At 70.0% G+C, this 21,036-nt stretch carries 16 protein-coding genes; 10 read left to right on the top strand and 6 right to left on the bottom strand.

Annotated elements, in window-relative coordinates:
• Positions 1-90 precede the first annotated feature (90 nt).
• The gene (locus tag ACKI2N_RS22350) at positions 91-1,275 is read left to right on the top strand and encodes an ABC transporter substrate-binding protein (RefSeq protein ID WP_420992927.1); all 1,185 of its coding nucleotides are present in this window, start codon (positions 91-93) and stop codon (positions 1,273-1,275) included.
• Positions 1,276-1,411: 136 nt separating this feature from the next.
• Here ACKI2N_RS22350 and ACKI2N_RS22345 read toward each other — a convergent pair whose 3' ends face one another.
• On the bottom strand, positions 1,412-3,826 hold the full coding sequence (locus tag ACKI2N_RS22345; protein WP_420992925.1) for a DUF6600 domain-containing protein: 2,415 nt from the start codon (positions 3,824-3,826) through the stop codon (positions 1,412-1,414).
• A 369-nt stretch (positions 3,827-4,195) separates the two neighbouring features.
• The gene (locus ACKI2N_RS22340) at positions 4,196-5,512 is read right to left on the bottom strand and encodes a putative bifunctional diguanylate cyclase/phosphodiesterase (protein WP_420993184.1); all 1,317 of its coding nucleotides are present in this window, start codon (positions 5,510-5,512) and stop codon (positions 4,196-4,198) included.
• 343 nt (positions 5,513-5,855) lie between these two features.
• Here ACKI2N_RS22340 and ACKI2N_RS22335 point away from each other — a divergent pair, with 343 nt between their 5' ends.
• From ACKI2N_RS22335 to ACKI2N_RS22300, 8 genes are all read left to right on the top strand, one after another.
• Positions 5,856-7,487, top strand: coding sequence for a methyl-accepting chemotaxis protein (locus ACKI2N_RS22335; RefSeq protein ID WP_420992924.1), 1,632 nt, complete (start codon positions 5,856-5,858; stop codon positions 7,485-7,487).
• 26 nt (positions 7,488-7,513) lie between these two features.
• Positions 7,514-7,981, top strand: a complete 468-nt coding sequence (locus tag ACKI2N_RS22330; protein WP_420992922.1) for a chemotaxis protein CheW — start codon at positions 7,514-7,516, stop codon at positions 7,979-7,981.
• A complete protein-coding gene (locus ACKI2N_RS22325; RefSeq protein ID WP_426990933.1) occupies positions 7,978-9,303 on the top strand; it encodes a CheR family methyltransferase in 1,326 nt (441 codons plus the stop codon). The genes ACKI2N_RS22330 and ACKI2N_RS22325 overlap by 4 nt, the downstream gene beginning before the upstream one ends.
• A complete protein-coding gene (locus ACKI2N_RS22320) occupies positions 9,296-10,027 on the top strand; it encodes a chemotaxis protein CheW (protein ID WP_420995685.1) in 732 nt (243 codons plus the stop codon). Before ACKI2N_RS22325 ends, ACKI2N_RS22320 begins: the two co-directional genes overlap by 8 nt.
• The gene (locus ACKI2N_RS22315; RefSeq protein WP_420995684.1) at positions 10,024-12,345 is read left to right on the top strand and encodes a hybrid sensor histidine kinase/response regulator; all 2,322 of its coding nucleotides are present in this window, start codon (positions 10,024-10,026) and stop codon (positions 12,343-12,345) included. The genes ACKI2N_RS22320 and ACKI2N_RS22315 overlap by 4 nt, the downstream gene beginning before the upstream one ends.
• A complete protein-coding gene (locus ACKI2N_RS22310; RefSeq protein ID WP_420995683.1) occupies positions 12,342-13,391 on the top strand; it encodes a chemotaxis response regulator protein-glutamate methylesterase in 1,050 nt (349 codons plus the stop codon). Before ACKI2N_RS22315 ends, ACKI2N_RS22310 begins: the two co-directional genes overlap by 4 nt.
• 25 nt (positions 13,392-13,416) lie before the next feature.
• On the top strand, positions 13,417-14,430 hold the full coding sequence (locus ACKI2N_RS22305; protein WP_420995682.1) for a diguanylate cyclase: 1,014 nt from the start codon (positions 13,417-13,419) through the stop codon (positions 14,428-14,430).
• 334 nt (positions 14,431-14,764) lie between these two features.
• Positions 14,765-15,547, top strand: coding sequence for a DUF4397 domain-containing protein (locus ACKI2N_RS22300; protein ID WP_420995681.1), 783 nt, complete (start codon positions 14,765-14,767; stop codon positions 15,545-15,547).
• Between the two features lie 148 nt (positions 15,548-15,695).
• Here the strand turns inward: ACKI2N_RS22300 and ACKI2N_RS22295 are convergent, their stop codons facing one another.
• The 3 genes from ACKI2N_RS22295 to ACKI2N_RS22285 all read right to left on the bottom strand — a co-directional run bounded on the left by ACKI2N_RS22295 (position 15,696) and on the right by ACKI2N_RS22285 (position 18,196).
• Positions 15,696-15,998, bottom strand: a complete 303-nt coding sequence (locus ACKI2N_RS22295) for a transcriptional regulator (RefSeq protein WP_420995680.1) — start codon at positions 15,996-15,998, stop codon at positions 15,696-15,698.
• Positions 15,999-16,218: 220 nt separating this feature from the next.
• Positions 16,219-17,721: a tripartite tricarboxylate transporter permease gene (locus tag ACKI2N_RS22290; protein WP_420995679.1), complete on the bottom strand. Its 1,503-nt coding sequence runs from the start codon at positions 17,719-17,721 to the stop codon at positions 16,219-16,221.
• Positions 17,722-17,734: 13 nt separating this feature from the next.
• The gene (locus tag ACKI2N_RS22285; RefSeq protein WP_420995678.1) at positions 17,735-18,196 is read right to left on the bottom strand and encodes a tripartite tricarboxylate transporter TctB family protein; all 462 of its coding nucleotides are present in this window, start codon (positions 18,194-18,196) and stop codon (positions 17,735-17,737) included.
• Positions 18,197-18,806: 610 nt separating this feature from the next.
• On the opposite strand from ACKI2N_RS22285, the gene ACKI2N_RS22280 reads away from it, so the two are divergent.
• Positions 18,807-19,352: a MarR family winged helix-turn-helix transcriptional regulator gene (locus ACKI2N_RS22280; protein WP_420995677.1), complete on the top strand. Its 546-nt coding sequence runs from the start codon at positions 18,807-18,809 to the stop codon at positions 19,350-19,352.
• Between the two features lie 21 nt (positions 19,353-19,373).
• Here ACKI2N_RS22280 and ACKI2N_RS22275 read toward each other — a convergent pair whose 3' ends face one another.
• Complete coding sequence (locus ACKI2N_RS22275; RefSeq protein WP_420995676.1) at positions 19,374-20,909, bottom strand: MATE family efflux transporter; 1,536 nt, start codon at positions 20,907-20,909, stop codon at positions 19,374-19,376.
• Between the last annotated feature and the right edge of the window lie 127 nt (positions 20,910-21,036).

The following is a 21,036-nucleotide window of genomic DNA, read 5'->3' as shown; positions in this document are numbered from 1 at the left end:
TGTTTGCTCTCCTCTTCCACTACGCGGGAGAGGGGAGCAAACCGCGGAGCACGAACAACAGGCAGTACCAACACAACAGGAGACAGCCACATGCAAACCAAGACGATCCGCCGCTTCTTCCCGCTTGCCTTCCCGCTCGCCGCCACCGCCATGGCCGCGCTGCTGGCCTCGGGCGCCGCCTTCGCGCAGGAAGTCGTCAAGCTGGGCTATACCGGCCCGCTCTCGGGCGGCGCCGCGCTGTATGGCAAGAACGTGCTGTCCGGCATCCAGATGGCGGTCGACGAGATCAACGCCGCCGGCCTGGAGGTCAAGGGCAAGAAGGTCAAGCTGGAAGTGGCCGCGCTCGACGACAAGTACGCGCCGGCCGAGGCGGCCATCAACGCGCGCCGCCTGGTGCAGCAATACAAGACGCCGGCCGTGTTCGTGCCGCACTCGGGCGGCATCTTCGCGCTGCAGGCCTTCAACGAGCAGGAGAAATTCCTGGTGATGGCGTACTCCAGCGTGCCGCGCATCACCGACGCTGGCAACAAGCTGACCATCCGCATCCCGCCGGCCTACACCGGTTACATCGAGCCCTTCGTCAAGGCGCAGATGAAGCGCTACGGCAAGAACGTGGCGCTGGCACCGGCCGACCACGACTACGCCAAGGCCTGGGTGCAGGCGTTCGTGCCGGCCTGGGAAGGCGCGGGCGGCAAGGTGGTGGCCAACAACCCGATGTCCTACACCAAGGCCACCGACTTCTACAGCGGCGTGTCGCGCGTGCTATCCGACAAGCCGGACGTGATGTTCGTGGGCGGCCCGTCGGAGCCGACCGCGCTGGTGGTCAAGCAGGCGCGCGAGCTGGGCTTCAAGGGCGGCTTCATCGTGATGGACCAGGCCAAGCTCGACGAGATGGCCAAGGTCACCAACGGCCTGGGCATGCTCGAAGGCTCGATCGGCGTGATGCCGCTGGCCAACGACAGCCGCCCGGCCGCGCAGAACTACAACGCGAAGTACAAGAAGCTGCACGACGGACGCGACGCCACCACCGAGATGTCGCTGAACTACACCATGGTGTACGTGCTGGCCAATGCGATGAAGCTGGCCGGCACCACCAGCGACGTGGCCGCGATCCGCGCGCAGATGCCGGAGGCGGTGAAGACGCTGGCCAAGGATGCCAACCCCAACGAGATCGAGGGCATCGACGCCAAGGGCGGCACCGTGGCCGATACCGTGGTGGGCTGGGTGCAGGGCGGCAAGATCGCCCAGGTGCGGCTGTCGGAACTGGCGAAGTAAGGCGTGGCCCCGGACCGGCGCGTGCAACGCGCGCCGGCCGGTCCTGGCGGGCGCCCCGACAGCTAGCCAGCCGCTGTCAGGCACGCACTCTCTTCGTTTCTCCCGCGCGCATTGGGCATACCATGCGGCAGCACGGCTAGGCGTGCTGCTGTTGCCGCTGCATCTCCTGCTGGCGGCGCTGCTGCTCCTGTTGCTGGCGCTGCATGTTCTGCTGCTGGCGTTGCATCTCCTGCTGCTGCCGCTGCATCTGCTCTTGCTGCTGGCGCTGCATCACCTGCTGCTGGCGCTGCTGCTCCTGGATCTGCCGTTCCTGCTGCTGGCGCAGTTGCATGCGCTGCTGCTCCATCTGCTGGCGCTGCATTTCCTGTTGCTGCCGCTGCATGGCCTGCTGTTGCTGCAGCGCCTGCTGGGCGCGCTGCTGCTCGCCGCGCTGGCGTTCCAGTTGCTGGCGCTGCATTTCCTGCTGTTGCTGGAGGGCTTGCTGGGCACGCTGCTGGTCGCCACGCTGGCGCTCCATTTGCTGGCGCTGCATCTCCTGTTGCTGCTGGATGGCTTGCTGAGCGCGCTGCTGGTCGCCGAACTGGCGCGCCTGCTGCTGGCGCTGCATCTCCTGTTGCTGCTGGATGGCCTGCTGGGCGCGCTGCTGGTCGCCGAACTGGCGCGCCTGCTGCTGGCGCTGCATGTCCTGTTGCTGCTGGATGGCCTGCTGGGCATGGAGCTGATCGCCGCGCTGGCGCTCCAGCTGCTCGCGCTGCATCTCCTGCTGTTGCTGGATGGCCTGTTGCTGCTGCATGGCCTGCTGCGCGCGCGCCTGGTCCGGGCGGGTGGTCCATCCGCGTGCGCGCGGGTCGCCGCCCGGCGCCGGGATCTGGGCGCCGGGGGCGGTGCCCACGAAGCCCTGCGGCATGGCGCCGCGCGGACCGCCCTCGGCGCGTTGCGGACCGAAGGCGGGGTTGGTCGGGTTGCCCGGATTGCCCGCCGGGTTGGCCGGATTGCCCCGGCCACCTTCGCCGCGCGCGTGGAACGCCGGCGCGGCCTGGCTCAGCCTGACCTGGCTGCCGGGCGCGGCCGGCATGTTTGCGCCGCGCCATGCCGCACCGGCGCCAGGCACCGTGCCGCCGCCGCGGGCGTAGCGCTGGGCCAGCTCGTCGCCGGCCGGGCGGCCCGGGGCGCGGACCGCGATGGCGGGACGGGCAAAGCCCTGCATGACCGCCGGCGGGGCCGGCCGGCCCGGATGGGCGCCCAGCAGGCTGGCCTTGACCGGCGCCAGCGGCGGCGCGCCGTTGGCCTCGCCGCGCGGCAGGTCGCGCCACGCCTCGTGGCGGGCGCCGGGCGGCACGCGCTGGCCCTGCACGAAGGCGCGCGCCGGCATGCCGGTGATGGCGCCCGGCACGTCGCGGTTGGCATAAGCGCCGCGCGCCCGGTTGCCGGCGATGTCGTGGTTGACCGTGAAGCGGTTGATGCGGCCGATATAGGCTGCGCTGGCACCGTAGGCCGGGCGATAGCTCTCGCGCGGGCCGAGCGGGTACCAGGCCACGCCGGGGCCGCCCCGGCCGCCGCCGACAAACCCCACCAGCGCGGGCGCGTACACGGGGCGCGCCGTGCGCGGCCCGGGCATCCAGCCCCAGCGATCGCCGATGCGGGCCCAGCGCCCGTAGTGGAACGGCGCGAAGCCCCACGGCGCGTCGTCGCACCAGGTCCATCCCCACGGCGCCACCCACGTCCAGGAGCCGGTGCTGTACGGCGCCCAGTCCGCCGCCACCACGCGCGGGAACCATACCGCGCCATAGCCGGGGTCTTCCTGCCAGTCGCCGTATCCGTCCAGCGCCGCGTAGCCGGTCATCTCGGGCGGCACGTAGATGGCCGACGGCGAGACGTCCTCGCGCGCGTCGCGCGCCGCGGTCCAGCGGTCGAACTCGTCCTCGGGCGGATTGCTGGCCATGCCGGCCTCGGCCAGGTCGTTGCCGGCGAAGCGGATCTGCTCGCCGCGGCGCATGTCGCGCGAGCGGCTCTCGCCGTACACCACGGCCGAGCCGTGGTGCAGGGTGACCACGGTGGTGCTGCCGTCGGCGGCCACGTCCAGGCGGTAGTCGCCGGGCTCGCGCGGCACGAAGGCGAGGTTGGGCGTGTCGATCTCGACCGGCTGGTCGGGCGGCAGCGCGCGCACCCGCAACTGCAGCGTGCCCTGGGTCAGCTTGACCTGGGTGGCGCTGTCGTCGAGGTTGAGCACCGTCGCCGCGGTGGCGCTGCCGAGCCGGATCGCGGTGGAGCCGGCATGCAGCTCGGCGCGCCCGCCGTTATCCACCCACAGGCGGTCGCCGGTGGTGATGGGCCGGTTGACCGTGGCCTGTGCCCAGTCGTCGGAACCGGCCGGCGCCAGGCTGAGGTTGCCGGCCGCGTCGGTAATGGTGGCGATGCGGTCGGAAGGGTCGGCGGGATCGGCGGGGCCGGCGGACTGCGCCAGCGCCGGCGCCTGCCAGGTGGCGAAAGCGATACCGAGGGCCAGGAGCAGGGCCCGGGCGCGCGGGCCAAGCCTGCGGGCAGGAAACATGGATGACCTCTTGGGTTCGGTGGGCGCGGGGCCGGCGCCCGTTGTCCCTGTTGTCACGATACTTCGCTTAACGGCAGGCTGCCGGCGCGGCCGTACCTGACTTTGTAAGCACATATTTCCCCGCAACGGCATGCCCGGCAGGCGCCGCGGGCGGCGCTGCGCCCGCATGGCGCGGCGCCATGCGGGCGCCGGCCCGGCGGCGGCGCCAAGGCAGCCGGCGTCAGGACAAAGCCGGAAACAAATTGTCGCCAGCCAGCGGGAGGTGGAAGAAACGGGAAAAACCGGAAAGAACCGGAAAAAACCGGCAGGCGCTGGAGAAACGGAGGAAAGCGCGGGGAGGCGAAGGACGGCGCGCCGGGATGGCCCGGCTCAGCGCGCCTGCAGGAACTCGGTGAACTTGTCGGCCGACATCGGGCGCCCGTACAGGTAGCCCTGGACTTCGTGGCAGCCGTTGTCGCGCAGGAAATCGCGCTGCTCGACGGTTTCCACCCCTTCGGCCACCACGCCGATGCCCAGCGTGCCGCCCACGTTGACCACGGCGCGCACGATGGCCGCGTCGACCGGGCTCTGCGTGACGTTGCGGATGAAGGACTGGTCGATCTTGATGCGGTCGACCGGAAAGGTCTTGAGGAAACTCAGCGACGCGTAGCCGGTGCCGAAGTCGTCGCAGGTCAGGGTCACGCCGTCGCGGCGCAGCGTCTGCAACTGGCCGGAGAACTCGTCGCCCTGCTGCAGGGCGATGGTCTCGGTGATTTCCAGCTCCAGCCGCTCGGGCGCCAGCGCCAGCTCGCGCAGCACGTGGCGCACCTCGGTCAGCAGGCGGCTTTCGCTCAGCTGGGCGGCGAACAGGTTGATGGCCACGCGCGGCGCGTCGGCGAACTCCAGCGACCACATGCGCGCCTGCGCGCAGGCGGTATGCAGCAGCCACACGCCGACGTCGGCCGCCACGCTGCTGGCGGCCAGCGCGTCGATGAAGCTGGCCGGCGTGAGCAGGCCCTGGGTCGGATGGCGCCAGCGCATCAGGGCCTCGGCGCCCACCACGCGGCCGTCGCGCAGGTCGATCTGCGGCTGGTACAGGAGCTCGAACTGGCGTTGCGCGTAGGCGTCGCGCAGCGCCTGCACCAGCGACAGGCGGGTCGTCACGTCGGTGCGCATCTGCGGCTTGAAGAAGCGGATGGTGCGCCCGCCGTCGCGCTTGGCCCGGCCCAGCGCCAGGCTGGCCGAGGCCAGCGCGTCGGAGGCGTTGTCGCCGCCGGCCGGCATCACGCAGGCGCCCAGGCTGGCCAGCACGTGGTGGCGGCGGTTGCTGTATTCGTGGGGCTCGGACTGCAGCGACAGGATGGCGGCGCTGACGTGGCGCACCAGGGTGGGATCGGCGATGGAAGGCAGCAGCACGGCGAACTCGTCGCCGCCGACCCGCCCGAGCACGGCGTCGCGCGGCGAGGCGTCGCGCAGGCGGCGGGCCACCCGGCGCAGGATCTCGTCGCCCTCGGCGTGGCCGTGCATGTCGTTGAAGGCGCGGAAATCGTCGATGCCCAGCAACAAAAGGGCGCAGCGAGGGGCAGCCTCCGTGCGCAGGCGGTCTTCCAGCGTATTCAAGAATGCCTGGCGCGATGCCACGCCGGTCAGCGGATCGATGTCCGCGCTCGGCGAGGCGCCGGCCTTCGCCTCTGACCTGGCCACCATCCCTGCCCTGTTTGTGATTGTCGACATCGGTCCGATCTGTCTATTTGGCAAGTGTGACTAAAACCAGGAAAAAATCAAGCCGCGTCAAACCATGATATTGCGATATGTTGCGGGACGACAAATAGCATAATCGCAAACGCTACCCCTCGCCGGTGCCATTGAAATGGCCGGACCGTTCCAGTACCCTACGCCGCTATAGGCGTACCCCCCGGGGTCCCGTTCCGTTAGTGCCCACTCTCATCTCATGACCCGCCAGACCCGCTGATCCGCGCCCCGCGCGCCGGTGCCGACCTGCCCGGACGCTGCCCGCCGCCGTTCCGGCAAAAAATACAAAAAACATCAAATGGGAAAAAGCTCCGCGACCCTCTGGACCATCCGCACGCGCATCCTGGTGAGTTTCGCCATGATCCTGGCGGTCATTCTGCTGACGTTCGTGATCGCCTATGGCCGCCTGTCGGCCATCGAGACGCACGCCTCCGCGCTGCGCGACGACGCACTGCCGGGGCTTTACTACAGCACCGCCATGCGCGGCGCCTGGGGCGAGACCTACGTGCTGGCCTGGCAGAGCATCACCTCGGCCAGCGACAAGGAGCGCCGCGAATATGCCGACGCCAACGCGGCGCTGCGCAAGCGGCTGGACGAGTTCGAGCAGAAATACGCCGAGTCGATCCGCCGCCCGGACGACCGCCAGCGCTTCGAGAAATACAAGGCGCTGCGCCGCAACTACGACGAGGTTTCGGCCGCGATGTTCGCCGCCGGCAACACCGACTCCGCGTCGCTGGAAGCCAGGCTGCGCGGCCCCGTCCATGCCCTCTGGGACGAGGGCCGGAACGCCCTGCAGAACCTGCTCGACGACAACAACCAGGTCGCGGCGGACGGCGCCACCAGCATCAACCGCGCGGTCGAGACCGCCAAGATCAGCATCGAGGTCTCGCTGATCGCCGCGCTGGTCGGGTCGCTGGTGGCCGGCTACCTGCTGTTCCGCTCCATCACGGTGCCGATGCGCTCGATCGTGGCGCTGCTGTCCGGCATGCGCGGCGGCGACCTGCGCCAGCGCCTGTCGCTCGGCCGCAAGGACGAATTCCTCGAGATCGAGCAGGGCTTCAACCAGATGACCGGCGAGCTGACCGGGCTGGTCGGCCAGGCCCAGCGCTCGGCCATCCAGGTCACCACCTCGGTCAACGAGATCGCCGCCACGGCGCGCCAGCAGCAGGCCACCGCGACCGAGACAGCGGCCACGACCACCGAGATCGGCGCCACTTCGCGGGAGATCTCCGCCACCTCGCGCGACCTGGTGCGCACCATGATCGAAGTCTCCGGCGCCGCCGAGCAGACCGCCGGGCTGGCCGGCACGGGGCAGGTCGGCCTGTCGCGCATGGAAGCGACCATGCACCACGTGATGGAAGCCGCCGGCTCGGTCAACGCCAAGCTGGCCACCCTGAACGAGAAGGCCGGCAACATCAACCAGGTGGTCACCACCATCGCCAAGGTGGCCGACCAGACCAACCTGCTTTCGCTCAACGCCGCCATCGAAGCCGAAAAGGCGGGCGAGTACGGCCGCGGCTTCTCGGTGGTGGCCACCGAGATCCGCCGCCTGGCCGACCAGACCGCGGTGGCCACCTACGACATCGAGCAGATGGTGCGGGAAATCCAGTCCGCGGTGGCGGCCGGCGTGATGGGCATGGACAAGTTCGCCGAGGAGGTGCGGCGCGGCATGTCCGAGGTGACCCAGGTGGGCGACCAGCTCTCCCAGATCATCGGCCAGGTGCAGACGCTGGCGCCGCGCGTGCAGATGGTCAACGAGGGCATGCAGGCCCAGGCCGGCGGCGCCGAGCAGATCAACCAGGCGCTGATGCAGCTCTCCGAGGCGGCCCAGCAGACCGTGGAATCGCTGCGCCAGTCCAGCCAGGCCATCGACGAGCTGACGCTGGTCGCCAACGACCTGCGCACCGGCGTGTCGCGCTTCAAGGTCTGAGGCGCGCGGCGCCCGCCATTTTCCCCATGAAACTCTTCCTGCTGTTCCGCATCGGGCCCGACCAGTACGCGCTCGACGCCAGCGAAATCGAGGAAGTGCTGCCGCTGACCCGGCTCAAGCTGCTGCCCGAGGCGCCGCCCTGGGTCAGCGGGCTGCTGGCCCGCCGCGGCGAAGTGGTGCCGGTAATCGACGTCAACGCGCTGGCCACCGGCGTCCCGGCGGCCAGCCGCACCAGCACGCGCACGGTGCTGGTGCACTACCGCCGCCATGCGGATGCGCCGGCCCGCCTGCTCGGCCTGCGCCTGGAATACGCCACCGAGACCTTGCGCTGCGAGCCCGGCGAGTTCGCCGACAGTGGCGTGGACGCCGCACCGGCGCGCTACCTGGGCCCGGTGCGCAACGGCGCGCAGGGGCTGGTGCAGTGGGTCCGGATCGACGCGCTGCTGCCCGATGACGTGCACGCCCGCCTGTTCCCCGGGCCGGCGGCGCCATGACCACGGCCAGCCATATCGAAGCGCTGCTCAAGGAGCGCATCGGCCTGGACGCCAGCACGGTGGGCGCCGGCATGATCGAGCGCGCGGTGCGCGAGCGCTTGGCCACGGCCGCCGTGCCCGACCACGATGCCTACTGGAACCTGCTGCACTCGCACCCGGACGAGCTGCAGGCGCTGATCGAAGCCGTGGTGGTGCCGGAGACCTGGTTCTTCCGCCACCGCGAAGCCCTGATGGCGCTCGGCCGCTTTGCCGCCATGCGCGTGTTCGGCGAGCCGCGCGGGCACGACGGCGAGGGGCCGCTGCGCATCCTCAGCGTGCCGTGCTCCACCGGCGAGGAGCCTTACTCGATCGTGATGGCCCTGCTCGACGCCGGCGTGCCGGAAAACCGCTTCCAGGTCGATGCCATCGACATCAGCGCGCGCGCGCTCGAACGCGCGCGCATCGGCCACTACGGCAGCAACTCGTTCCGCGGCGGCCAGCTGGACTTCCGCGACCGGCATTTCACCGCGGCGCCCGGCGGTTATGCGCTCAAGTCCAATGTGCTCGCCAAGGTACGCCTGCTGCGCGGCAACCTGCTCGACCCGGCCCTGATGGCGGCCGAGGCGCCCTACCATTTCGTGTTCTGCCGCAACCTGCTGATCTATTTCGACCCGCCCACGCAGCAGCGCTCGCTGCGCGTGCTCGAGCGGCTGAGCCGGCCCGACGCCATGCTGTTCGTGGGGCCGGCCGAAGCCAGCCTGCTGACCCGGCATGGTTTCGTCTCGGCCGGCGTGCCGCTGGCCTTCGCCTTTACCCGGCGCGGCCCGCGCGCGGCGGACCCGCTTCATGCCGGCGCCGGCGCGCGCGCGCCGGGCGGCGGCCAGGCCGTTGCCGCGCCCGCGCCGCGCCGGCCGCCGGTGCCGCCGCAGGCACCACCGTCCTACCGCGCGTTCCAGTCCTTGCCGGCGGCCCCGGCGCGGCCGCCGGCGCCCGTCCCGGCCACATCCTCCACGCCAGCCGCCTCGGCCGGCACCGACCCGCTGGCAAAGATCTCCCGGCTCGCCGACCGCGGCGACCTGGCCGCGGCGGTCTCGGCCTGCCTGGCGCACCTCGATGCGCAAACGCCGTCGGCGGCCGGCTACTGCCTGCTCGGCGTGCTGTACGATGCCACCGGCCGGCCCGCCGACGCGCGCGAGGCCTACCGCCGCGCGCTGTACCTCGACCCGGCCCACCAGGAGTCGCTCTACCATATGGCCGCCATCCTCGAAGCGGACGGCGACGGCGCGGCGGCCGCCCGCCTGAGACAGCGCGCGCAGCGCAACCAACCGACCCGCCATGGCTGAGCCCGCCCCGCTCGCATCGTCCGCCCCGGCCGCCGCCCTGCCGGCCGGCACGCAGCGCATCGCCATCGATGACTGCTGGCGCCGCATCGGCGTGCTGGGCGACGGCAGTTGCCCGCAGCTGGCCGTGCATATCCGTTGCCGCAACTGCCCGACCTATTCGCGCGCCGCGCTGGCGCTGCTCGACAACCTGCCCGCCGGCGAGGCCAGCCTGCCCGCCGAAGCTATTCCCGCCGACAGCACCGCGCACGGCCCCGCCGTGTCCTGCCTGGTGTTCCGCGTCGGCGACGAATGGCTGGCGCTGCCGGCCGCCGCGCTGGCCGAGGTCACCGCGCCGTGCCCGGTGCACACGCTGCCGCACCGCCGCCACGCCGCCGTGCTGGGCCTGGCCAGCGTGCGCGGCAACCTGCTGGTGTGCATCTCGCTGGCGCGGCTGCTCGGCCAGGACGTGCCGGCGGCAGCCAGCGCGCCCGGCAATGCGGCAAGCAGCGCAGGACACGGCGCCCGCCTGCTGGTGCTGGGCCAGGGCCGCGGCGCCATCGCGCTGCCGGTCGACGAGGTGACCGGCATCGAGCGCGTGGCCGAATCCGCGCTGCAGCCGCTGCCCACCACGCTGTCGCGCGCCTCCACGCGCTATGCTCGCGCCCTGCTGCAAAGCGGCGGACGCAGCGTCGGCCTGCTCGATGCCGCCCTGCTGCAGCAGGCCCTGACGCGGAGCCTGGCATGAATCCCGACCAGTTGCGCGACGCCTCCCTGCTCGAGCTGTTCGCACTCGAGGCGCAGTCGCAGGCGGAGGTCCTCAACACCGGCCTGATCGCGCTCGAGCGCAATCCCGGCGCCGCCGACCAGCTCGAGGCCTGCATGCGCGCAGCCCATTCTCTCAAGGGCGCGGCACGCATCGTCGGCCTCGACGGCGGCGTGCGCGTGGCCCACGTGATGGAAGACTGCCTGGTCGCCGCCCAGCGCGGCGAGCTGCTGCTGCGGCCGGTGCATATCGATACCCTGCTGCACGGCACCGACTTGCTGCTGCGCCTGGGCAACCCGCCCGACGGCGACCTGGACTGGGCCGACCACGCCGGCAAGGCCGAGATCGATGCGCTGGTGGCGCGCCTGGGCGCGCTGCTGGCCGGCAAGGAAGTCGACCAGGCAACCTGGGCGCCGGGGCCTGTCGCGCAACAGGCCGCGCAGCCCGGGGCAACCGGCGGCGCCGACCCGGCAAGCGCGGAAACAGGCGATATCGCGCAAACGGCAGCGGCCCAGCCGGCCGGCGACGCCGGCGCCCCGCCCGAGACCCAGGAACGCATGCTGCGCGTGGGCGCCGACACGCTCGACCAGTTGCTCGCGCTGTCCGGCGCGGCCATGATCGAAGCCAGCTGGCTCAAGCCCTTCGGCAACGCCCTGCAGCAGGCGCGCCGCCTGCAGATGCGCGCGCTGCAGGCGCTGGACGCCGCGCAGGTGGCGCTGGCCGGCGGCGGCACCGCCGACGGCACCGCGCAGGCGCGGCTGGCGGACGCGCAGCAACTGCTCGCCGAAAGCCACCGGCAGCTCTCGCAGCGCACCAGCGAGCTCGAACAATACGATCACCGCACCGGCCGCCTGTCGCGCCAGCTCTACGACCGCGCGCTGGCCAGCCGCATGCGGCCGCTGGCCGACGGCCTGGCCGGCTACCCGCGCATGGTGCGCGACCTGGGACGCGCGCTCGGCAAGGCGGTGCATCTCGAACTGGTCGGCGAGAGCACCAAGGTGGACCGCGACATCCTCGAACAGCTCGAAGCGCCGCTGGCGCACCTGCTGCGCAACGCCGTGGACCACGGCATCGAGACGCCCGAGGCGCGCCGCGCCGCCGGCAAGCCCGCCGAGGGCCGCATCACGCTCAACGCGCGCCACAACGCCGGGCGGCTGGTGATCGTGATCGCCGACGACGGCGCCGGGGTCGACCTCGACGCCTTGCGCCGCGCCATCGTGCGGCGCGGCCTGGCGCCCGCGGACACCGCCGCGCGCCTGTCGCAGGCGGAGCTGCTCGATTTCCTGCTGCTGCCCGGCTTCAGCATGCGCGAGACCGTGAGCGAGGTGTCGGGGCGCGGGGTCGGGCTGGACGCCGTGCAGGACATGATCCGCCAGGTGCGCGGCAGCATCCGCCTGGCGCAGGAAAGCGGGCGCGGCATGCAGTTCCACCTGGAGCTGCCGCTCACGCTGTCGGTGGTGCGCGCGCTGCTGGTGGAAGTCTCGGGGGAGGCCTACGCCTTGCCGCTGGCCTACGTGATGCAGGTGCTCCATCTTGAACGCGGCGCGATCGAGCAGCTGGAGAACCGCCAGCATTTCCGCTTCGGCGAGCGCCAGGTGGGCCTGGTGAGCGCGGCCCAGGTACTGCAGCAGGCCGAGGCGCGCCGCGACGAGGACACCGTGCCGGTGGTGGTGCTGGGCGACCACGAGCGCACCTACGGCGTGGCGGTGGACCGCCTGCTGGGAGAGCGCATACTGGTGGTGCAGCCGCTCGCGCCCAGCCTCGGCAAGATCAAGGACATCGCCGCCGGCAGCATCACCGAGGACGGCACGCCGGTGCTGATCTTCGACGTGGAAGACATGATCCGCTCGGTGGAAAAGCTGCTTTCCGAGGGCAAGATCGACCGCATCCTGCGCGCCGGCGCCGAAGCCGCCCCGGTGCGGCGCAAGCGCGTGCTGGTGGTGGACGATTCGCTCACGGTGCGCGAGCTCGAGCGCAAGCTGCTGACCAACCGCGGCTACGAGGTCACCGTGGCGGTGGACGGCATGGACGCGTGGAACGTGCTGCGCGCGGAATCGTTCGACCTCGTCATCACCGACATCGACATGCCGCGCATGGACGGCATCGAGCTGGTCACCCGCATCAAGCGCGAAGCGCGCCTGCAGCAGGTGCCGGTGATGGTGGTGTCCTACAAGGACCGGGAACAGGACCGCCAGCGCGGCCTGCAGGCCGGCGCGGACTACTACCTGGCCAAGGGCAGTTTCCAGGACGCCGCGCTGCTCGATGCGGTACAAGACCTGATTGGAGAGGCGCGCGCATGAAGATCGGCATCGTCAACGACTCACCGCTGGCCGTGGTCGCCCTGCGTCGCGTCATCGCGCTGGATCCGGAGCTGGAAGTCATATGGGTGGCGGAGGACGGCGAGGCCGCCGTGGGCCTGGCCGCCGCGCGCACGCCCGACCTGATCCTGATGGACCTGCTGATGCCGGTGATGGACGGGGTCGAGGCCACGCGCCGCATCATGGCCGCGACGCCGTGCGCCATCGTGGTGGTGACCATGGACCTGGGCCGCAATGCCAGCCAGGTGTTCGACGCCATGGGCCACGGCGCCATCGACGCGGTCGACACGCCGTCGCTGGCGCAGCCCGACTCGCAGCTCGCCAGCGGGCCGCTGCTGCGCAAGATCCGCAATATCGGCCGCCTGCTCGAAGGCCGCGGCGCGTCCCCGCGCGCGCCCGCGCCGCCCGCGCGCAAGGCCGGCGCCGACTGGCTGGTGGCGCTGGGCGCCTCGGCCGGCGGCCCGGCCGCGCTGGCCACGCTGCTGGGCGCGCTGCCGGCCGGCTTCAATGCCGCCGTGATCGCGGTCCAGCACGTCGACGAAGCGTTCGCCGCGGGCATGGCCGACTGGCTGGACGCGCAGTGCAAGCTGCCCGTGCGGCTGGCCCGCGAAGGCGAGGCGCCGCGGCCCGGCACCGTGCTGCTGGCGGGCACCAACGACCACCTGCGCCTGATCGGGCCCGCGCGCATGGTCTACACCGAAGAACCGAGCGACTACCTGTACCGGCCGTCGATCGACGTCTTTTTCGAAAGCGTGGCGCGGCACTGGCGCGGCGACGCGGTGGGCGTGCTGCTCACCGGCATGGGCCGCGACGGCGCGCTGGGCCTCAAGGCCATGCGCGAGCGCGGCTACCTGACCATTGCCCAGGACCAGGCCACGAGCGCCGTCTATGGCATGCCGAAGGCCGCCGCCGCCATCGGCGCCGCAAGCGAAATCCTGCCCCTGCAGCAGATCGCCGCCCGCATCGCACGGGCGTGCGGCACCGGCAGCACCGCCAGCACCGGCAGCACCAGCAGCAACCAGGGGTAGGAAACCGGGCAGCAAGAGGAACACAATGTCGATCTACACAGAACAACAGAACTACGCGCAGCGCCCCGAGGAATACCTGGCCATGGTGCTGCTGGTGGACGACCAGGCCATGGTCGGCGAAGCCGTGCGGCGCGCGCTCGAACCCGAGCAGGACATCGATTTCCACTACTGCTCCAAGCCCGACGAAGCCGTCGCGGTGGCCGAGCGCACCCGGCCCACGGTGATCCTGCAGGACCTCGTGATGCCCGGCATCGACGGCCTGACGCTGGTGCGCCGCTACCGCGCCAACCCGGCCACGCGCGACATCCCGATCATCGTGCTGTCCACCAAGGAAGAGCCGATCATGAAGAGCGCGGCCTTCGCCGCCGGCGCCAACGACTACCTGGTCAAGCTGCCCGACACCATCGAGCTGGTGGCGCGCATCCGCTACCACTCGCGCTCCTACATCAACCTGCAGCAGCGCGACGAGGCCTACCGCGCGCTGCGCCAGAGCCAGCAGCAACTGCTGGAGACCAACCTCGAACTGCAGCGGCTGACCAACTCGGACGGCCTCACCGGGCTGTCCAACCGGCGCTATTTCGACGAGTACCTGGGCGCGGAATGGCGGCGCGCCCACCGCGAGCAGAGCCAGCTGGCGCTGCTGATGATCGACGTGGATTCGTTCAAGGCCTACAACGACACCTACGGCCACGTGGCCGGCGACGAGGTGCTGCGCCGCGTGGCCAGCGTGATCCGCGAGAACTGCACGCGCCCGGCCGACCTGCCGGCGCGCTTCGGCGGCGAAGAGTTCGCCATGATCCTGCCCGCCACCTCGCCCGGCGGCGCGCGCCTGCTGGCCGAGAAAGTCCGCCGCGCCATCGAATCCATGCAGGTGCCGCACAGCGGCTCGCCGGTCGGGCCGCACGTGACGGTCAGCATCGGCGGCACCGCCATCGTGCCGGGCCAGGACGCGCCGTTCAGCCGCCTGGTCGAGATCGCCGACGCCGGGCTCTACCAGGCCAAGCGCAACGGCCGCAACCAGGTCGTGATGACCACCTGAGCGCCACGCGGGGCGCCGCTTGCCGCGGCGCCCCGTTACCGTTCCCTCTTCTTTCCTCCTCCCCTCTTTCCCGTCTGCGCTACGCACCTTCGGCGCCCGCGCGCCGGAGGTGGCCTGCCTCGTCCTGTGGGAATCGTCCGACACGGGTTTCGGAGCCGTGCCAATGTGCCCGCGCGCGCCGCGCGCCTATCGTTGCATCACGGCAGGCGCGCTTTCGCATCCACTCCCATGGCGGCGATCCCGCGGCAACAGGCCTGAACAACAAGCAGCGTGGCATGCAGGGGCAACCTGCCCGCCGCGAGTTCTCTCACTCACCTGCAAGAAGAGGGCATTCATGAAGCTTTCCAAATCCGGCCTGCTAGTGGGCCTCGCTCTGGCCGCGACCGCGGTTCTCTCGGCATGCGGCGGCGGCGGCGACGATGGCATCGACGACCGCCTCGGCATCAGCAAGCCCTCGGTGCGCGTGATCCACGCCATCACCGGCGGCCCCAACATCGACGTGCTGCAGAACGGCACCAAGACCTCGTTCCTCAACGAGCCCTACAAGTTCGTGTCGAACTACTTCGACATCGACACCGGATCGCAGCTGATCGCCTTCAACGTCACCAACACCACCACGCAGCTCGGCAGCGCCACCGTCGACGCCCACACCGGCCACAAGTACACCGTGGTCGCGCTGCCCGGCGCCACCGCGGCCGACGTGCTCACCATCGACGACCCGTACGACAAGAGCCTGCTGTCGGACAAGGCCCGCGTGCGCGGCCTGAACGCCTCGTTCAACGCGCAGAACATCGACATCTACCTCACCACGCCGGCGGCCGACCTCAACGCCGTCTCGCCGAACATGGCGGCGATCGGCTACAAGACGGCGAACCCGGCCACGGGCCAGGACTCGCTCTACCTCGACGGCGGCACCTACCGCCTGCGCATCACCACCGCCGGCACCAAGACCGTGATCTTCGACTCCGGCGCGCTCACGCTGGGCAACAACGCGGACTGGCTGATCACCACCATCCCGGTGGACGGCATCGGCGCCGTGGTGCCGAACAAGATCAAGGTGCTGGTCGCGCAATCGAGCACGGGCGCCGGCGACGCGCAGGAACTGGTTTCGCAGTAGGGACCGGAGAAGTAGCAGGGACGGCAAGGAAGCGGCAGCTTGCCAGGCGCCCGCTGGGCGCCAACGCGCGATCTCCTCACGGAGGGCGCGCAGGCGGGAGGATCCGGCAGGCGGGTCCTCCCGCTTTTCTTTTTGCCGGCCGCGGGGCCTAGCGCCCGGGGGCCGGTTCGATCTCGCCCTGCAGCACGTCGAGATGGGACAGGTACTTGTCGAGTTCGTCCTTGCCGCTGTCGGTGATGCAGTAGACACGGCCGCTGCCTTCCACCAGTTCCGCCGTGATCGCGCGCGCGATCATCAGGCTGCGCAGGATCGGCCGCAGCGAGCGGATATTGTTGTCGATGCCGTGCTCGCGCAGGCGCTCGACCAGGGTCAGTACGGTGGACGGGCTCGACTGGACGAGCTTGAGGACGTATAGCCGCGAAACGAAGCGGTCTAGCGCCGGCGTCTTCATGCGGCGCCCGCGGCGCGCCAGCCAGTGGCGCGATAGAGCTGAATGGAGCGGATCATCTTGCGCAGGCCCGGCACTGCCAGCGCAGCCGGGCAGGTTCACTGCGAGCGTGCCGGCGGGGGCCGGAACGCGCCCTGCAAAAAAAAGCGGGGTGCGCGAGGCACCCCGAATCTTGCGTTGTTCGTACCGGCGTATGGCGGCACCGGCACGGGGGCTTCGAAAACTATTCTTCCTGGAACGCTTCTTCGCGCTTGGCCTTGATCGAGGGCAGCGCCACGACGGCGACCAGTGCGGCCGCGGCGATCAGCAGGCCCATCGACAGCGGGCGCGTCACGAACACGGTGAACTCGCCACGCGACAGCAGCAGGGAGCGACGGAAGTTTTCTTCCATCATCGGTCCGAGCACGAAACCGAGCAGCAGCGGCGCCGGTTCGCACTTGAGCTTCAGGAACAGGTAGCCGATGATGCCGAAGCCGGCTGCCATGAACACGTCGAAGGTCTGGTTGTTGACCGAGTACACGCCGATGCCGCAGAACACCAGGATGGCCGGGTACAGGAAGCGGTAAGGCACGGTCAGCAGCTTCACCCAGATCCCGATCATCGGCAGGTTCAGGATGATCAGCATCAGGTTGCCGATCCACATCGAGGCGATCAGGCCCCAGAACAGCGCGGGGTTGCTGGTCATGACCTGCGGGCCCGGCTGGATGTTGTGGATGGTCATCGCGCCGACCATCAGCGCCATCACGGCGTTGGGCGGGATGCCCAGCGTCAGCAGCGGGATGAAGGAGGTCTGCGCGGCCGCGTTGTTGGCCGATTCCGGACCGGCCACGCCTTCGATGGCGCCCTTGCCGAACTCATGCGCGTACTTGGAGGTCTTCTTTTCCAGCGAGTAGGCCGCGAACGAGGCCAGCGCCGCGCCGCCGCCGGGCAGGATGCCCAGCGCCGAGCCCAGCAGCGTGCCGCGCAGCACCGCGGGCGCCATGCGCTTGAAGTCTTCCTTGGACGGCCAGAGGTTCGTCACGCGGTCGGTGAAGGTCTCGCGGTCTTCCTTCTGTTCCAGGTTCGCCACGATTTCGGCGAAACCGAACATGCCCATGGCCAGCGCGACGAAGTCGATGCCGTCGGTCAGTTCGGGGATGTCGAAGGAAAAGCGCGCGGCGCCCGAGTTCACGTCGGTGCCGATCAGGCCCAGCAGCAGGCCCAGCACGATCATCGCCACGGCCTTCGGCAGCGAGCCCGAAGCCAGCACCACGGCGCCGATCAGGCCCAGCACCATCAGCGAGAAGTACTCGGCGGGACCGAACTTGAACGCCAGCTCCGACAGCGGCGTGGCGAACGCAGCCAGGATCAGGGTTGCCACGCAGCCGGCGAAGAACGAGCCCAGGCCGGAGGTGGCCAGCGCCACCCCTGCCCGTCCGCGCCGCGCCATCTGGTAGCCGTCGATGGTGGTCACCACCGACGACGATTCGCCGGGCAGGTTGACCAGAATCGCGGTGGTGGAGCCGCCGTACTGCGCGCCGTAATAAATACCGGCCAGCATGATCAGCGCGGCCACCGGGGGCAGCGTGTAGGTCACCGGCAGCAGCATGGCGATGGTGGCCAGAGGCCCCAGGCCCGGCAGCACGCCGATCAGGGTACCCAGCACGCAGCCGAGGAAGGCGTATGCGAGGTTTTGCAGTGACAGTGCCGTGGAGAATCCCAGGGCAAGGTGATCGAACAATTCCATTGTGGCCGACTCCTTAACCGGTAATGAAAGCAGGCCACACCGGCATCTGCAGGTTGATGCCGTAGACGAAGGCGCCCATGCTGATCAGCACCAGCACCACGGCGTTCGCCAGGGCGCCCTTCCAGCTGAATTCATGGCTGGCCATCGACGAGACCAGCACCAGCACGAACACCGACAACACCATGCCGAGCGGCTTGAGCAGCAGGCCGAACAGCACCACCGAACCCAGGATCCACAGCAGCGTCTTCAGGTCCCAGCGCGCGAGCTGGTCCTGCTCGCCCTTGCTCGACAGCGAGCCGATCAACACGAATGCTCCCAGCACGGCCAGTACCAGCCCGAGCAGGAACGGAAAATATCCGGGGCCCATCTTTGCGGCAGTTCCCATGGAATAGCCGCGAGCGACCCAGGAAAAGCCCAGACCGACCAGGACGAACATCAGGCCGGAGGCAAAGTCCTTTTGGCTGCGTATGCGCAAAACGATTCTCCTCAAAGTACGTAAAAGCATTCGGCTGCGCGCGCAGGCTCTTGCATGCGCAGACGGTTTGATCGGCAGGCGCGAAGGGCTCTCCTGCAGGATGGATGCAACCTTAGAGAGGCGATCTTTCAGCTTGCTTTCATTTGTCCCGGCTTAGGGGTATTCACCGATACGGGAAGAAATCCGCCGCAAACGCCAAATATCACAACGTGATGTGTTTCGCCGAAACACGCGAAATCGCTCGGAAAATCGGGAGAGAAGGCGCACCTGCGGGCACCGGTGCCGGATCGTGCGGATGGATGCGCGGGCCGGCCGGGGAGCCCGCCGCGCAGCAATGCGGTGCGAATCGCGCGAGGATGCCGCGCGGAAACGATGGAGCGGGCGTGCACCGGAGACCGCACGGGACACCACGCTGAAAGCTGCTTGAAAGGCAGCGCAAGACCGCGCCGCCTCGATCACGGCCGCACGATGCCAGAGCGAGCTTTCGTTTGCCTTTCAGGCGGCGTCCGCACCGGCGCGCTGGCGCCGCCGCGGCTCTGCGATAATCTCAGAGCACGAATACACCGGTGCCAGCCAGGCCCGTTCCTTCCACGCCAACTCCGGACGAACCATGAGCAAATCCGCACGGCCAGCCAACGCGGGCGGCGTCGCGCCCGCCGTGCCCGCCCTTCCCCGCGCCGGCGAAGGCAAGCGCGGCGAGGCCGGTTATCTCGGCTACCTGCTGCGCCAGGCCGGCGCCGCCAACCGCCTGCGCATGGAGCGCGCGCTGAGCGACCTGGGCGTCACCTCGCCGCAATTCGTCGTGCTGACCATGCTGGGCGCCTATCCCGGCTTGTCCAATGCCGACCTTGCCCGGCTGGCGCTGCTCACGCCGCAGACGGTCAGCGTGATCGTCGCCAACCTGGAAAAGGCCGGTTCGATCCGGCGCCAGCCGCACCCGGTGCACGGCCGCATCCAGAACATCGCGCTGACGCCGGCCGGCGAAGCGCTGCTGGCGACCTGCCGCGAGCGCGCGCTGCGCAACGAGGCGCGCCTGCGCGCCGGGCTTTCGGCGGACGAGGAACAGGTGGTGAGGCGCTGGCTGGCGGGACTGGCGCGCGGCGCGGAGGCCGAGGGCCTCGATGGTGCGGACGACGCGGCGGCGGCCCGCGCCTAGCGCCACGCCAGCCGCCGCGGATCAGCGCGGGCGCTGCCCGCCCGGCGCGGCGGCGGCAACCTCCGCCAGCGCCTGCGCCTCGCCGGTGCCCGCCGTGGTCAGGGCCTCCTCGCACGGCGTGCCCATGCTGGTGTCCGGCGCCTGCGGCGCGAACTCCTGCTGCGGGGCCGGCGCCGCCGGCGTCACCGGCAGGATATGGCTGGCGCGCCAGTTGCCGAAGCGGTAGTAGGCCACCGCCAGCGTCACCGATACCACCGAGCCCAGCGGAAAGCTCCACCAGATCGCATCGGCGCCGTAGTCGCTCGCCAGCAGCGAGGCGAACGGCAGGCGCACCACCCACATGGAGACGAACAGGATCACCAGCGGCGCCATCACCGCGCCGGTCGCGCGCACCGTGCCGAACAGCACGATGGTGAAGCCGAACAGGATGAAGGACCACAGCACGATCGCATTGATATGCTGCGCGATGCCGATCGCGGTGCCGTCGTCGGGCAGGAACAGGCCCAGCGAATGGCGGTTGAACAGGTAGATCAGGCCCACCAGCGCGCCGGTCATCAGCAGGTTGAACAACATCCCCACGCGCGTGATGCGCGTGACCCGCTCCCACAGGCCGGCGCCCACGTTCTGCGCCACCATCGACGACACGCTCGCGCCCACTGCCAGCGCCGGCATCTGCACGTAGGTCCACAACTGCGACGCCACGCCATAGGCGGCCGTGGTCTGCGAGCCGTAGCGGTTGACCAGCGACATCATCACGATCGCCGACGACGAGATCACCACCATCTGCAGGCCCATCGGGAGGCCCTTGGCCACCAGCGCGCGCAGGATGCCCAGGTCGGGCCGCAGGTAGCCGAGCTGGTGGCGGCGCAGCGCGAGGAAATGGCGGCGCCGGTACAGCACCGCCAGCATCGCCGCCAGGCTCGCCACCTGCGCGATCAGCGTCGACAGCGCGGAGCCGGCGATGCCGAGCTCGGGAAACGGCCCGAGGCCGAAGATCAGCAGCGGGTTGAGCACCACGTCCAGCCCGACCGACAGCAGCATGAAGTAGAACGGCGTGCGCGAATCCCCGGCCCCGCGCAGCGTCATCATCACGAAGTTGTAGAAATACATGAACGGCAGCGCCAGGAAGATGATGCGCAGGTAGCTGACGGCCAGCGGCCTGGCGTCGGCCGGCGTGTCCATGGCCGCAAGGATGGCGGGCGTGAAGACGTAGCCCAGCGCCGCCGCCAGCACCGAGAGCGCGATGAAGAAGGTGGTGCTGGTGCCCACCACGCGGCGTGCCTCGTCGAGGTCGCGCGCGCCCACCGCCTGCCCGATCATGATGGTGTTGGCCATGCTGATGCCGAACACCACGCCGAGCAGGAAGAACAGGATGATATTGGCGTTCGAGGTGGCGGTAAGCGCGGCCTCGCCGAGGAAGTGCCCCACCCACACCGAGTTGATCGACGCGTTGAGCGACTGCAGGATATTGCTGCCCAGCACGGGCAGCGAGAACAGCAGCAGGGTGCGGCCGATCGGGCCGGTGGTCAATGACTGCGCTTTGGATTTGGTCGGCATGTCGCGGGTTGTCTCGTGCTGTTTTTGCTGTTCTTGCTGTACTTGCTGTTCTTCGTCATTTCGCCTCCGCGCGGCATGCGCGGGCGGGCCGTGCGCCCCTGACGGCCACTATCGGCCACTATCTCAC

Source organism: Cupriavidus sp. 30B13 (assembly GCF_049059565.2).
Classification (GTDB): domain Bacteria; phylum Pseudomonadota; class Gammaproteobacteria; order Burkholderiales; family Burkholderiaceae; genus Cupriavidus.
This window is presented reverse-complemented; position numbering and strand designations above follow the sequence as displayed.

Bases quoted from the DNA above. Each gene is read 5' to 3' on its own strand.
- ACKI2N_RS22350 (WP_420992927.1), top strand. From the start codon at position 91: ATGCAAACCAAGACGATCCGCCGCTTCTTCCCGCTTGCCTTCCCGCTC.
- ACKI2N_RS22345 (WP_420992925.1), bottom strand. From the start codon at position 3,826: ATGTTTCCTGCCCGCAGGCTTGGCCCGCGCGCCCGGGCCCTGCTCCTG.
- ACKI2N_RS22340 (WP_420993184.1), bottom strand. From the start codon at position 5,512: ATGGTGGCCAGGTCAGAGGCGAAGGCCGGCGCCTCGCCGAGCGCGGAC.
- ACKI2N_RS22335 (WP_420992924.1), top strand. From the start codon at position 5,856: ATGGGAAAAAGCTCCGCGACCCTCTGGACCATCCGCACGCGCATCCTG.
- ACKI2N_RS22330 (WP_420992922.1), top strand. From the start codon at position 7,514: ATGAAACTCTTCCTGCTGTTCCGCATCGGGCCCGACCAGTACGCGCTC.
- ACKI2N_RS22325 (WP_426990933.1), top strand. From the start codon at position 7,978: ATGACCACGGCCAGCCATATCGAAGCGCTGCTCAAGGAGCGCATCGGC.
- ACKI2N_RS22320 (WP_420995685.1), top strand. From the start codon at position 9,296: ATGGCTGAGCCCGCCCCGCTCGCATCGTCCGCCCCGGCCGCCGCCCTG.
- ACKI2N_RS22315 (WP_420995684.1), top strand. From the start codon at position 10,024: ATGAATCCCGACCAGTTGCGCGACGCCTCCCTGCTCGAGCTGTTCGCA.
- ACKI2N_RS22310 (WP_420995683.1), top strand. From the start codon at position 12,342: ATGAAGATCGGCATCGTCAACGACTCACCGCTGGCCGTGGTCGCCCTG.
- ACKI2N_RS22305 (WP_420995682.1), top strand. From the start codon at position 13,417: ATGTCGATCTACACAGAACAACAGAACTACGCGCAGCGCCCCGAGGAA.
- ACKI2N_RS22300 (WP_420995681.1), top strand. From the start codon at position 14,765: ATGAAGCTTTCCAAATCCGGCCTGCTAGTGGGCCTCGCTCTGGCCGCG.
- ACKI2N_RS22295 (WP_420995680.1), bottom strand. From the start codon at position 15,998: ATGAAGACGCCGGCGCTAGACCGCTTCGTTTCGCGGCTATACGTCCTC.
- ACKI2N_RS22290 (WP_420995679.1), bottom strand. From the start codon at position 17,721: ATGGAATTGTTCGATCACCTTGCCCTGGGATTCTCCACGGCACTGTCA.
- ACKI2N_RS22280 (WP_420995677.1), top strand. From the start codon at position 18,807: ATGAGCAAATCCGCACGGCCAGCCAACGCGGGCGGCGTCGCGCCCGCC.
- ACKI2N_RS22275 (WP_420995676.1), bottom strand. From the start codon at position 20,909: ATGCCGACCAAATCCAAAGCGCAGTCATTGACCACCGGCCCGATCGGC.